This is a genomic window from Cronobacter condimenti 1330, from assembly GCF_001277255.1.
Lineage (GTDB): Bacteria > Pseudomonadota > Gammaproteobacteria > Enterobacterales > Enterobacteriaceae > Cronobacter > Cronobacter condimenti.
Map to the genome: position 1 here is coordinate 1529901 of NZ_CP012264.1, position 13809 is coordinate 1543709.

Consider the following 13809-nt stretch of genomic DNA (forward strand, 5'->3'; position numbering starts at 1 on the left):
ACTAACTCTCTCTTTATTTATTCGGCGAGTTGATACTAACAAAGCATGATGGAGTAAAATTTGATATGGATCATATCTCGCCAGGTTTGCAGGACTGAAAAGCGTCTGGTTTTTGCGCAATTTCAGGTTAACTTTTTGATTATCCAATAAAAAATAAATTTTAAATATTATTAAATGAGTTGAAAAAAAGCGGTTTCTCTCTCCCCATAAGGTGTTAATCACTCTAAATTATTGGCTAAAAAAAGTAACAATCAAGCCGGGTGGATATAATTAATATTCACCAGTAATTAACCCGATTTTTACAATTAAGTGTTTAGCCAGACAAATAAAAACGGGGCCGTAAACGTGCCCCGTCATATTCGCTAAACATAAGTGTGAAGCTAGTCAATTGATATGCGTTATATCAATTTCCTTGCCAAAACGTCGCTTTAGCGCGTTGAAGTTTTTCATAGGCCGCCAGCAGCGCCTGGTGCGCCGGGAAGGCGTTTAAATCGCCGTCAACAGGTTGCAGGCCGTAGAATGGCGCTTCACCGCTGATGGCTGCGCTGGCGGCTTCTACGGCGTCGGAACCGTACATACGCACAAACGCATTCAGATATTGCAGCGGCTCACGTTCATCTTCCTGGGACAGCAACAGCAGAGTTTGCAGGCAGCGGTAATAGTTGGCGCGCTCAGCACTAAAGACAGACGCGTTAAACTCCATAGTCCATTCCGTCCAGATGAGCGCCTGATCCAGATCGCCACCCGCCAGCGCCAGCATCGCTTTCAGTTCGCCAATACGCAGCGTGTACCAGCCGTTGTCCTTACCCGTCGCCAGACCAAGCAGTTCGCGCACACGGGTAAAATCGTCGTGGCCTTCTTCATCAAGCTGAGCGATAAGATTCAGGTAATCTTCTTTCTCCCATTCGCTGCCCGGCAGCGCCAGCAGCGTTTCGCGCAGATGCGCACCCATGCTGTTATTGGCGAGCAGCAAATCTTCCGCCGGATAGATGTCAGACATGCCTGGCACCAGAATACGGCAGGCATACACACCCAGATGTTCGTAATCAGCGATATACACTTCTTTATCTTCGGACTGGAAGATAGCCATCAGCGTGGCAAACTCTTCTTCTGTCGTCCCGGCGAAGCTCCAGTCGACGAACGGATAGTCTGCGTCCTGCTTGAACATATCCCAGGAGATCAGACCGCTGGAGTCGATAAAGTGCGTTTCGAGGTTAGCGTGTTCGGCAACTTCCTCGTCGTCAAACGTCGGCGGGGTAAACACGTCCAGATCTTTCAGACCACGCCCCTGCAGCAATTCAGTAACGGTACGTTCCAGCGCCACGCCGAAATCAGGATGTGCGCCGAAAGAGGCGAAGCACGTACCGTTCGCCGGGTTAAACAGCACGACGCAGATAACCGGATATTTGCCGCCGAGCGAGCCGTCGTAGGCGAAAATCGGGAATCCTTCGGCTTCAAGCGTATTAATGGCTTCAACCACACCCGGATAGCGCGCCAGCACATCTTGCGGAATTTCCGGCAGGCTGATGCTCTCTGCGATGATGCGGTTTTTGATGTGGCGCTCAAACACCTCTGAAAGACCCTGTACACGTGCTTCGTTACGGGTGTTTCCGGCGGACATGCCGTTAGAGACATACAAATTGCCGACGATGTTCATCGGAATATAGACGGTTTGTTCATCCGACTGACGGGTAAACGGCAGGGCGCAAATGCCGCGTGTTTCATTGCCGGACTGCAAATCGACCAGCATGCTCGCGGTCAGTTCGTTTTCCGGATCGTAAAATGCGCGCAGGCGGGCGTCCAGGATACCTTCCGGCAGCTCGTCGCTCTGCGGGATAGGGAACCACTTTTCATTCGGATAATGCACAAACGGGCCGTTGGCAATCGTGTCGCCCAGCCAGAAATCAGCGAAGAAATAGTTGGTGGATAAACGCTCAAAATATTCGCCCAGCGCAGAGGCCAGCGCGGCTTTTTTCGTGGCGCCTTTACCATTGGTAAAGCACAGCGCGCACGCTTTGTCGCGAATATGCACGGACCAGACGTTCGGCACCGGATTAAGCCAGGAGGCCTCTTCAATGTCAAAGCCCAGATCGGTGAGTTTCTGCTGGAAGCGAGCGATGGAGTCTTCCAGAGCGGCATCTTTGCCAGGGATGAAAGTTTGAGTCATGGGATCCACTTTTGTCGTACGCAAAGCGCGCAATGATACGGATTTTAGCCGTTTTGCGCCATCGTCCCGCCCGACGCGGCAGAAATAAATCTTAAGGCTATCCTTAAAGATGATAACTCTCTGTTATGGCGTAAGAAAAATATGAAAGCTTTCGATTTGCAACGGATGGCGCTTGACAAGTTTCCGCTTGAGTTTCTGGGTGAAGTGGCGCTGCGCAGCCTTTATACCTTTATTCTGGTGTTTCTGTTTCTCAAAATTACCGGGCGACGGGGCGTTCGTCAGATGTCGTTGTTCGAAGTTTTAATCATTCTGACACTCGGTTCGGCGGCGGGTGATGTGGCATTTTATGATGACGTGCCGCTCCTGCCGGTTCTGGTTGTCTTCGTGACACTTGGTGCGCTCTACCGTCTGGTGATGTGGCTCATGTCTTTTAGTGAAAAGCTTGAAGATCTGCTGGAGGGTAAGCCTCGCATCATTATTGAAGATGGCGAACTGGCCTGGGAGAAACTCAACCGGGAAAACATGACCGAGTTTGAGTTCTTTATGGAATTGCGAAATAACGGTGTCGAGCATCTCGGTCAGGTGCGGCTCGCCATTCTTGAAGCGAACGGGCAAATTAGCATCTATTACTATCCTGATAAGCTGGTGCGGCCTGGGCTTTCTATCCTGCCGGAATATTGCAGCGAGCGTTTTGAAACTATTCCGGAAGTCGGTGATTATGCCTGCATTCGCTGCAGCGAAGTGGTGACCTATGAGGCAGGCGAAAAACCGCCGTGTCCGCGCTGTAAAAACCACATATGGGTGAAGGCAAGCACCGCTACACGCGTGACCTGATAGCCAATTCCTCCGTCAGCGCGCGTAACGCTGGCGGAATCTGTTGTGTGATTTGGCGCACATTCCCCCCGGTGCCAGGATTAGCCGTTGCAGGCCCGGCGGGGGAATGATAAAACCGATAGCCACAGGAAAAACTTATTGCTTTTAGCGTGGTGAGGGGAAATGGCTCAGGTCTACAATTTTAGTTCTGGCCCGGCGATGCTGCCGGTGGATGTGTTGCGAGTGGCTCAGGAAGAGTTACGTGACTGGGAGGGTTTAGGCACTTCGGTCATGGAAATCAGTCACCGCAGCAAAGAGTTTATTCAGGTTGCGGAACAGGCAGAACAGGATTTTCGCGATCTTCTGCAAATCCCCTCAAACTACAAAGTGTTGTTCTGCCACGGCGGCGGTCGCGGTCAGTTCTCCGCGATTCCGCTGAACCTGCTCGGCGATAAAACAACAGCCGATTATGTGGATGGCGGCTACTGGGCGGCAAGCGCCGTCAAAGAAGCGAAAAAGTATCTCACGCCGAACGTCATCGACGCGAAAATTACCCTCGATGGCAAGCGCGCAATTAAACCAATGAGCGAATGGCAGCTGTCAGAAAAGGCGGCCTACCTGCACTATTGTCCGAACGAAACTATCGACGGCATCGCCATTAACGACACGCCGGATTTCGGCGACGCTATTGTGACCGCGGATTTCTCCTCCACCATCCTTTCTCATCCGATTGATGTTAGTCGCTACGGCGTTATCTACGCCGGCGCGCAGAAGAACATCGGCCCGGCGGGTCTGACGCTGGTGGTTGTTCGTGAGGATCTGCTTGGCAACGCGCATGTTGCCTGCCCGTCAGTTCTGGATTACACCGTACTGAGTGAAAACGATTCTATGTTCAACACGCCGCCGACTTTCGCCTGGTATTTGTCAGGTCTGGTCTTCAAATGGCTGAAAACCAAAGGCGGCGTGGCGGCGATGGACAAAATCAACCAGCAGAAAGCCGATCTCCTTTATGGCGTGATTGATAACAGCGATTTCTACCGCAACGATGTGGCTGCAGCCAACCGTTCACGTATGAACGTGCCGTTCCAGCTTGCCGACAGTAGTCTGGATAAGCTTTTCCTGGAAGAATCGTTCGCCGCTGGCCTGCACGCGTTGAAAGGCCACCGTGTGGTCGGTGGTATGCGTGCTTCAATCTATAACGCGATGCCGCTTGAAGGGGTGCAAGCCCTGACCGATTTTATGGTTGATTTCGAGCGTCGCCACGGTTAATCCTTTCGTTACGATTCTCCCCGCGGCTGGCCGCGGGGTTTTTATTCTGTTTTATCGAGACTTTTTTCATGCAGGAATCCCTGACCTTACAACCCATCGCGCGTGTGGATGGCACCATTAATCTGCCTGGCTCCAAGAGTGTCTCTAACCGGGCGCTGTTGCTGGCGGCGTTGGCGAAGGGCACAACCACGCTGACCAATCTTTTAGACAGCGATGACGTGCGCCATATGCTCAATGCGCTCAAGGCGCTGGGCGTTCATTATGTGCTGTCCGAAGATCGTACCCGTTGTGAAATTCAGGGGCAGGGTGGACCGTTTAATACGCTCGTCGAGCTAGAGCTGTTTTTAGGCAATGCAGGCACTGCGATGCGCCCGTTGGCGGCAGCGTTGTGCCTTGGCACGAACAATGTGGTGCTGACGGGTGAGCCGCGGATGAAAGAACGCCCGATTGGCCATCTCGTAGACGCGCTGCGTCAGGGTGGTGCGGACGTGACGTATCTGGAGCAGGAAAACTATCCGCCGCTGCACCTGAAAGGCGGCTTTGCGGGTGGGAATGTCACCGTGGATGGCAGCGTTTCAAGCCAGTTTTTAACGGCGCTGCTGATGGCGGCACCGCTGGCGCCGAGCAACACCGCTATCGATATCAAAGGCGAACTGGTTTCAAAACCGTATATCGATATCACGCTGCATCTGATGAAAACCTTCGGTGTAGAGGTGGAGAATCAGAACTATCAGCGTTTTGTGATTCAGGGTGGCCAGCAATATCAGTCACCGGGGCATTATCTGGTGGAAGGGGACGCCTCTTCTGCTTCCTATTTCCTGGCGGCGGCGGCAATCAAAGGCGGCACCGTGAAGGTAACGGGTATTGGTCGCAACAGTGTGCAGGGCGACATTCATTTTGCCGACGTGCTGGAGAAAATGGGCGCGCGCATCACCTGGGGCGACGATTATATCAGTTGCACCCGCGGTGAGCTTAACGCGATTGATATGGATATGAACCATATTCCCGATGCGGCAATGACCATCGCCACGGCGGCGCTGTTCGCGAAAGGCACCACCACACTTCGCAATATTTATAACTGGCGTGTGAAGGAAACTGACCGTCTCGCGGCAATGGCGACAGAGCTGCGTAAAGTCGGCGCCACGGTAGAAGAGGGGCATGATTTCATTACCGTCACGCCGCCCGCCGAGCTGCAGTTTGCGGATATCGGCACCTACAATGATCATCGCATGGCGATGTGTTTTTCGCTGGTGGCGTTGTCTGACACGCCGGTCACGATTCTTGACCCGAAATGTACGGCTAAAACGTTCCCGGATTACTTCACCCAACTGGCGCGCATTAGCCACGACGCGTGATCGGCTATTCGCGCTGTATCACAACTACGGCGCGCTGGGTAGCCGTTATTTTTCGGATAAGCGCCCATGTTTCAATAATGTTAATCTGCCGCCGGGTTAATTAACCCGCGGCATTTTTACTTTGAATCCATGGACGATTTATTATGAAAAACAAAAAAGTACTTCTTAGCTGCCTCGTTGCGGCAGCGCTGGTGTCTGGCTGTAAAAACATGGGCGGGATCAACGCTGATGCGCTGACCAAGTCCGGTATGGGCGCTTATCAGGCGGCGACCCTGAGCGATGCTGACGTTAAAAAGCTTTCCGATCAGGCTTGCGCAGAAATGGACAAGCAAAATCCGGTTGTGCCAGCATCCAGCAAATACACTAAGCGTCTGAATAAAATCGCGAAGGCACTGGGTAACAACATCAACGGCACGCCGGTTAACTACAAGGTCTATCAAACCCCTGAAGTCAATGCCTGGGCGATGGCGAATGGCTGTATCCGCGTATATAGCGGCCTGATGGACATGATGACCGACAACGAAGTTGAAGCGGTTCTGGGCCACGAAATGGGCCACGTTGCTTTAGGCCACACCCGTAAAGCGATGCAGACTGCGTATGCTACGCTTGCGGCTCGCGATGCGGTATCGGCATCCAGCGCTGCCGGTGCGGAGCTGTCCAAATCTGAGCTGGGCGATCTGGCGGAAAACCTGGTGAACTCTGCGTTCTCCCGCAGTCAGGAATCTGACGCCGACGACTTCTCTTATGATCTGCTGAAAAAGCGTAAGCTTAGCACCAAAGGTCTGGTCACAAGCTTTGAGAAGCTGGCGAAACTGGACGCAGGCTCCGAGAAATCCATGTTCGATTCTCACCCGCCTTCAGCGGAACGCGCTCAGCATATCCGCGATCGTATCGCTGCAGACAAGAAATAATTCCTCTTACCCGAACCGGCATCGCGCCGGTTCGGGCATCTGCGCCCAATTCTTCTACACTCAGCCACAATGGCGGCGATATTTCGCCGGAAAGATAACAGTCTGCGTTGATGAAGCGTATAATGCGCCGCGTTCACGTTGCAGGCCTGCCATTTGTTATTGAAGGAGAAAAAGATGACGGCATCCGTCCCGGTAATCACAATCGATGGCCCAAGCGGCGCAGGCAAAGGCACGCTGTGTAAAGCGATGGCTGAAACCCTGCAATGGCATTTACTGGATTCCGGCGCCATCTACCGGGTGCTTGCGCTGGCTGCTCTGCATCACCATGTCGACGTCGCCTCCGAAGAAGCACTGGTCCCGTTGGCCGCCCATCTGGATGTGCGTTTCGTCGCCCAACAGGGCGAACTGGAAGTGATTCTGGAAGGCGAGGACGTTAGCGCCGAAATCCGCACCCAGGATGTGGCTAATGCTGCTTCGCAAATCGCAGCGTTCCCGCGCGTACGCGAAGCGTTGCTGCGTCGCCAGCGCGCGTTTCGCGAAGCGCCTGGTTTGATAGCCGACGGTCGTGACATGGGCACGGTGGTTTTCCCTGATGCGCCTGTGAAAATTTTCCTCGACGCCTCCTCAGAGGAGCGCGCGCATCGCCGTATGCTACAGTTGCAGGAAAAGGGCTTTAGTGTTAACTTTGAACGCCTTTTGGCCGAGATAAAAGAGCGCGACGATCGCGATCGTAACCGGCCAGTTGCGCCGTTAGTGCCTGCGCAAGACGCTCTGGTGCTGGATTCTACCAGCCTTAGCATTGAACAGGTTATTGAAAAGGCGCTCGAATACGCCCGTGAAAAACTGGCACTCGCGAAGTAACGCGACCGAATTTGCAGTACCCCCGTTGCAACGGAATGACAGCGGGTATGTGAAACAACCCCACCCAGCATGACGCCAGGTGGACGTTAATTTAAAACCTGAAGATTAAACATGACTGAATCTTTTGCTCAACTCTTTGAAGAATCCCTGAAAGAAATCGAAACCCGCCCGGGTTCTATCGTTCGTGGCGTTGTTGTTGCTATCGACAAAGACGTAGTACTGGTTGACGCCGGTCTGAAATCTGAGTCCGCCATTCCGGCAGAGCAGTTCAAAAACGCCCAGGGCGAAATTGAAATCCAGGTTGGTGACGAAGTTGACGTTGCTCTGGATGCAGTAGAAGACGGTTTCGGCGAAACCCTGCTGTCTCGTGAGAAAGCTAAACGTCACGAAGCGTGGCTGATGCTGGAAAAAGCTTACGAAGAAGCAGCGACCGTTACTGGTGTTATCAATGGCAAAGTCAAGGGCGGCTTCACTGTTGAGCTGAACGGTATTCGTGCGTTCCTGCCGGGTTCTCTGGTAGACGTGCGTCCGGTTCGTGACACCCTGCACCTTGAAGGCAAAGAGCTTGAATTCAAAGTAATCAAGCTGGATCAGAAGCGCAACAACGTTGTTGTTTCTCGTCGTGCCGTTATCGAGTCTGAGAACAGCGCAGAGCGCGATCAGCTGCTGGAAAACCTGCAGGAAGGCATGGAAGTTAAAGGTATCGTTAAGAACCTCACTGACTACGGTGCATTCGTTGATCTGGGCGGCGTAGATGGCCTGCTGCACATCACTGATATGGCATGGAAACGCGTTAAGCATCCGAGCGAAATCGTGAACGTAGGCGATGAAATCACTGTTAAAGTGCTGAAATTCGACCGCGAACGTACCCGTGTTTCCCTGGGCCTGAAACAGCTGGGCGAAGATCCGTGGGTAGCTATTGCTAAACGTTACCCGGAAGGCACTCGCCTGACTGGTCGCGTAACTAACCTGACCGACTACGGCTGCTTCGTTGAAATCGAAGAAGGCGTTGAAGGCCTGGTACACGTTTCCGAAATGGACTGGACCAACAAAAACATCCATCCGTCCAAAGTGGTTAACGTAGGTGACGTTGTAGAAGTTATGGTTCTGGATATCGACGAAGAACGTCGTCGTATCTCCCTGGGCCTGAAACAGTGCAAAGCCAACCCGTGGCAGCAGTTCGCTGAGACCCACAACAAAGGCGATCGCGTTGAAGGTAAAATCAAGTCTATCACTGACTTCGGTATCTTCATCGGCCTGGACGGCGGCATCGACGGTCTGGTTCACCTGTCTGACATCTCCTGGAACGTGGCTGGCGAAGAAGCCGTTCGCGAGTACAAAAAAGGCGACGAAATCGCTGCCGTTGTACTGCAGGTTGACGCAGAGCGTGAGCGTATCTCCCTGGGCGTTAAACAGCTCGCGGAAGATCCGTTCAACAACTATGTTGCACTGAACAAGAAAGGTGCAATCGTTACTGGTAAAGTAACCGCAGTTGACGCGAAAGGTGCTACAGTTGAACTGGCAGATGGCGTTGAAGGCTACCTGCGTGCTTCTGAAGCTTCCCGTGACCGCGTAGAAGACGCAACGCTGGTTCTGAATGTTGGTGACGACGTTGAAGCTAAATTCACCGGTGTTGATCGTAAGAACCGTGTAGTTAGCCTGTCTGTTCGTGCGAAAGACGAAGCTGACGAGAAAGATGCAATCGCTTCTGTTAACAACAAACAGGAAGAAGGCAACTTCTCTAACGCAATGGCTGAAGCGTTCAAAGCAGCTAAAGGCGAGTAATTGCCTTGACAGATTACAGGTTCCGGCCTGTAATCAGATACTAAGGGCGGCTTTGGCCGCCCTTGTTCGATGGTAGCTGTAAGACAATTTTCCTGAATGGAAACCGGAGGAAACATGACCAAGTCAGAATTAATAGAAAGACTTGCAAGCCAGCACTCCCATATCCCGGCGAAAGCGGTGGAGGATGCGGTTAAAGAGATGCTGGAACATATGGCCTCTACTCTTGCCCAGGGCGAGCGTATTGAAATCCGGGGTTTCGGCAGTTTCTCCTTACACTATCGCGCACCACGCACCGGGCGTAACCCGAAAACAGGTGATAAAGTCGAGCTGGAAGGTAAGTACGTTCCGCACTTTAAACCGGGTAAAGAACTACGCGACCGCGCCAATATTTACGGTTGAGTTTGACGACTTAGCCTGCCAGAAAACGGTACCTCAGGGTGCCGTTTTTTGTATCTGAAATAACGTGTTGCGAGTCATCTCGATACTTCCTCAATACTTGCAGCAACCACAGACTTATTTTGCATATCATCTCGTAATTTCACAAAACGCCGTCTGACAACCTTCCTTACAGGCAGCACACTTCTGATAACAAGGAGGTGTTTGTGATCTCGCTGCCCATTTTAAGCCTGTGCGTTATCGCAGGCATGGCGCCACTGTTGTTCTTACCGGCGTTGCTTTCCGTCAATCAGATAGTCTTATTAATACTCCTGTCGTCAATCGTGTTTTTTTCACGATGCCGGGTTGTACGCTACGCGGCGCTAACCACGCTCTTTCTCTGTTGGGGCTTACTCGCCGCACGACAGGCATTAGAGCCTTATACCTCGCTTATCGGGCAAACGCGTCAGGCAGAGGTCATCATTACAGGTACTGACGGGGCAACAGAACATCAGGTGAAAATCCTGCGGGTAAATGGCGAGCGTCTGTTTCCTGCACCAGGAGTATTGCTGCGAGATAGCTATCTTGTGCAACCGCCCTGTGTAGGACAGCACTGGTTGATGACGCTGCGCTTAAGGCCGGTTCACGGTCAATTAAATGATGGCGGTTTTGACAGTCAGCGCTATGCGTTGGCGCAGCACCAACCGCTGACCGGGCGCATTGTTGCTGCGCAATTACTGAGCGAAGGATGCAGCTTTCGCGCGCATTATCTTGCTTCCGTTAGCCAGCAACTGCAGCACTATGTATGGCACCCCGTTATTCTGGCGCTCGGTTTCGGAGAACGGGCGGACCTGACGAAGGATATCAAATCCCTGCTGCAGGAGACGGGCACTGCACATTTAATGGCGATATCAGGCCTGCATATCGGATTTGTTGGCACATTGGGATGGGCATTTGCCCGTTTACTGCAGTGGCTGTTACCCGTACGTAGCATTGGTTACCGCTTTCCCCTGCTCATGATGGTGGCTACCGCGGCACTCTATACTTGGATCTCAGGAAGCAATCCGCCTGCTGTAAGGACGCTGGTGGCGATGAGTGTCTGGTGTGCGCTGCGGTTGAACGGGCGGCAATGGACTGCCGGACAAGTCTGGGCATGCTGCGTAGCAGGGATTCTTTTTGTAGATCCTCTGGCGATATTATCCGAAAGCCTTTGGCTATCTGCTTTTGCCGTCGCGGCACTTATCTTCTGGTATCAATGGGTACCGTTAGATATGGAGGGGAAGTGGCGCCATGTGGTAAGCCTGCTCCATCTACAATGCGGTATGACCATGCTTCTGCTGCCGCTTCAGCTTATGCTGTTTCATGGGCTTAGTATGACCTCACTGCTGGCAAATCTGGTAGCGGTGCCCATTGTCACGTTTATCGCCGTACCACTGACAGTCGCAGGTATGGTGTTAAATCTGCTACGGCTGACAGTATTAGAGCAGGGCATGTGGCTTCTGGCTGACAAAACGCTCGGCGCGCTTTTCTGGTTCCTGCGGACGCTGCCTTCAGGCTGGCTGAGTGCGGATCAGCGCTACCAGTGGCTGGCACTCCTGCCGTGGCCCGCGGTGATCGCCTGGAAATTGCGATGGTATCGCTATTCAACAGCGACATGTTGCATCTCACTCGGCCTGCTCTCATGGCCGTTCTGGCAAAAGAGTGATGAAGGAACGTGGCGACTACATATGCTGGATATCGGACATGGTCTCGCCATTGTCATTGAGCGCCACGGGAAAGCGATACTGTATGACAGCGGCAATGCCTGGGCGGACGGTGATAGCGCGCGACAAACCATCATTCCCTGGCTGCGATGGCATCATCTTCAGCCTGAAGGTATCCTCATCAGCCATGAGCACCTGGATCACCGCGGCGGGCTTGTGAGCCTGACACATGCATGGCCGCAAGCCTGGGTCCGCAGTTCGCTTCACTGGAAAGATCATCTGCCCTGTGAAAAGGGCATGATGTGGCACTGGGAGGGTCTGGAGTTTACCGTGCACTGGCCGCCAGCGGGTTATCCGGAACAAGGGAACAACCGCTCCTGCGTCGTAAAAGTGAACGATGGCGAGCATAGCGTGCTGTTGACCGGTGATATTGAAGCTTCCGCAGAGTTAGCTATGCTCAAAAATCAGTGGCAACAATTGCGGGCGGATATCATTCAGGTTCCGCATCACGGCAGTCGTACCTCATCCACGCCAACGCTGTTGTCAGTTGTCGGGGGTAAGGCGGCGCTTGCGTCTGTATCACGCTATAACGCCTGGCGGTTACCTTCTGCAAAAGTCGTAAGACGTTACAAAGCACAGCATTATCAGTGGTTCGATACAGCACACACCGGGCAAATTTCTGTCTCTTTTTCATCAGGGCAATGGAAGATTATGGGCTTAAGAGAACAGATTTTACCCCGCTGGTATCATCAGTGGTTTGGCTCGCCTGTTGAATACAGGTAGAATATGCGGCTATTTCAACGAAAGCTGGTTTTTTGAATGCATAACGATAAAGATCTCTCCACATGGCAGACCTTCCGCCGTCTCTGGCCGGTGATTGCACCCTTCAAAGCGGGTCTGATTGTGGCTGGGGTAGCGTTAATACTCAACGCGGCTAGCGACACCTACATGCTATCGCTACTTAAACCGTTACTGGATGATGGTTTCGGTAAAACGGACCGCTCAGTGCTGCTTTGGATGCCGCTGGTGGTTATCGGATTGATGGTTCTGCGTGGCATTACCAGCTACGTTTCCAGTTATTGCATCTCCTGGGTTTCCGGCAAAGTCGTAATGACGATGCGCCGCCGTCTGTTTAACCACATGATGGGCATGCCCGTGTCCTTCTTCGATAAACAGTCTACCGGCACGCTACTTTCCCGTATTACCTATGATTCTGAGCAGGTCGCTTCCTCTTCCTCCAGCGCTCTGATTACCGTAGTGCGTGAAGGCGCCTCGATAATCGGTCTGTTCATTATGATGTTCTATTACAGCTGGCAGCTGTCGGTGATTTTGATCGTGCTCGCACCGATTGTGTCTATCGCTATCCGCGTCGTTTCAAAACGCTTTCGTAGTATCAGCAAAAATATGCAGAACACCATGGGGCAGGTGACCACCAGCGCAGAACAGATGCTGAAAGGCCACAAAGAAGTCCTGATTTTCGGTGGTCAGCAGGTCGAAGGTGAGCGTTTTGCGAAGGTGAGTAATAAAATGCGCCTGCAGGGGATGAAAATGGTCTCTGCTTCATCCATCTCAGACCCGATTATCCAGCTGATAGCCTCTCTTGCGCTGGCGTTCGTGCTCTATGCAGCAAGTTTCCCAAGCGTTATGGAAACTTTAACGGCAGGCACTATCACCGTCGTGTTTTCTTCGATGATTGCACTGATGCGTCCGTTAAAATCGCTGACTAACGTTAATGCCCAGTTCCAGCGCGGTATGGCGGCTTGCCAGACGTTGTTCGCTATCCTCGACAGCGAGCAAGAAAAAGACGAAGGCACCCGTGTTGTTGAGCGTGCGCAGGGTAACCTTGAATTTCGCGATGTCACTTTTACGTATCCTGGCCGCGAAATCCCGGCGCTGCGCGATATCAACCTTTCTATATCGAGCGGTAAAACCGTGGCGCTGGTTGGCCGCTCGGGTTCCGGTAAGTCGACGCTCGCAAGCCTTATCACACGCTTTTACGATATCGACAGCGGACAGATCCTACTGGATGGGCACGACCTGCGAGAGTACACGCTCTCGTCGCTGCGTAATCAGGTCGCGCTGGTCTCCCAGAATGTCCATCTGTTTAATGACACCATCGCAAATAATATCGCTTATGCGCGCACTGACGTGTTTAGCCGTGAAGAGATAGAAAAAGCCGCCCGCATGGCTTACGCGATGGACTTTATCAACAAAATGGATAACGGCCTCGATACTGTTATCGGCGAAAATGGCGTTCTGCTCTCTGGTGGTCAGCGTCAGCGTATCGCGATTGCGCGAGCCCTGCTGCGCGACAGCCCCATTCTGATTCTTGATGAAGCAACATCTGCGCTTGATACCGAATCCGAACGTGCCATCCAGGCTGCGTTGGACGAGCTGCAAAAAAACCGTACCTCGCTTGTCATCGCGCACCGTCTCTCTACCATTGAGCAGGCGGATGAAATTGTGGTGATTGAGGATGGACGTATTGTGGAGCGCGGCAGCCATACCGCGCTGCTGGAGCACCGTGGCGTCTACGCGCAGCTGCATAAAATGCAGTTTGGTCAATGATC

At 52.7% G+C, this 13809-nt stretch carries 10 protein-coding genes; 9 read left to right on the forward strand and 1 reads right to left on the reverse strand.

Going from position 1 to position 13809, the window contains the following annotated elements; all coding sequences use genetic code 11:
* Nucleotides 1-403 precede the first annotated feature (403 nt).
* Nucleotides 404-2167, reverse strand: a complete 1764-nt coding sequence (ycaO, locus tag AFK62_RS06985; protein ID WP_007664646.1) for a 30S ribosomal protein S12 methylthiotransferase accessory factor YcaO — start codon at nt 2165-2167, stop codon at nt 404-406.
* Between the two features lie 141 nt (nt 2168-2308).
* Here ycaO and AFK62_RS06990 point away from each other — a divergent pair, with 141 nt between their 5' ends.
* The 9 genes from AFK62_RS06990 (at nt 2309) to msbA (ending at nt 13807) form a co-directional block, all read left to right on the forward strand.
* Nucleotides 2309-3001: a DUF421 domain-containing protein gene (locus AFK62_RS06990; RefSeq protein ID WP_007664653.1), complete on the forward strand. Its 693-nt coding sequence runs from the start codon at nt 2309-2311 to the stop codon at nt 2999-3001.
* 162 nt (nt 3002-3163) lie between these two features.
* The gene (gene serC / locus AFK62_RS06995; protein ID WP_007664655.1) at nt 3164-4249 is read left to right on the forward strand and encodes a 3-phosphoserine/phosphohydroxythreonine transaminase; all 1086 of its coding nucleotides are present in this window, start codon (nt 3164-3166) and stop codon (nt 4247-4249) included.
* Nucleotides 4250-4317: 68 nt separating this feature from the next.
* The gene (aroA, locus tag AFK62_RS07000; protein WP_007664657.1) at nt 4318-5604 is read left to right on the forward strand and encodes a 3-phosphoshikimate 1-carboxyvinyltransferase; all 1287 of its coding nucleotides are present in this window, start codon (nt 4318-4320) and stop codon (nt 5602-5604) included.
* A gap of 143 nt (nt 5605-5747) precedes the next feature.
* On the forward strand, nt 5748-6515 hold the full coding sequence (loiP, locus tag AFK62_RS07005; RefSeq protein WP_007664659.1) for a metalloprotease LoiP: 768 nt from the start codon (nt 5748-5750) through the stop codon (nt 6513-6515).
* Between the two features lie 174 nt (nt 6516-6689).
* Nucleotides 6690-7376: a (d)CMP kinase gene (gene cmk / locus AFK62_RS07010; RefSeq protein ID WP_007664661.1), complete on the forward strand. Its 687-nt coding sequence runs from the start codon at nt 6690-6692 to the stop codon at nt 7374-7376.
* Between the two features lie 111 nt (nt 7377-7487).
* Complete coding sequence (rpsA, locus tag AFK62_RS07015) at nt 7488-9161, forward strand: 30S ribosomal protein S1 (protein ID WP_007664663.1); 1674 nt, start codon at nt 7488-7490, stop codon at nt 9159-9161.
* A 114-nt stretch (nt 9162-9275) separates the two neighbouring features.
* Nucleotides 9276-9560 (forward strand): integration host factor subunit beta, encoded by a 285-nt coding sequence (gene ihfB / locus AFK62_RS07020; protein WP_004387353.1) that lies wholly within the window; start codon nt 9276-9278, stop codon nt 9558-9560.
* Nucleotides 9561-9763: 203 nt separating this feature from the next.
* Nucleotides 9764-12022 carry a ComEC family protein gene (locus AFK62_RS07025; protein WP_007664671.1) on the forward strand — a complete coding sequence of 753 codons (2259 nt, stop codon included), beginning with the start codon at nt 9764-9766 and terminating at the stop codon, nt 12020-12022.
* Nucleotides 12023-12058: 36 nt separating this feature from the next.
* Nucleotides 12059-13807: a lipid A ABC transporter ATP-binding protein/permease MsbA gene (gene msbA, locus AFK62_RS07030; RefSeq protein WP_007664673.1), complete on the forward strand. Its 1749-nt coding sequence runs from the start codon at nt 12059-12061 to the stop codon at nt 13805-13807.
* Nucleotides 13808-13809 lie beyond the last annotated feature (2 nt).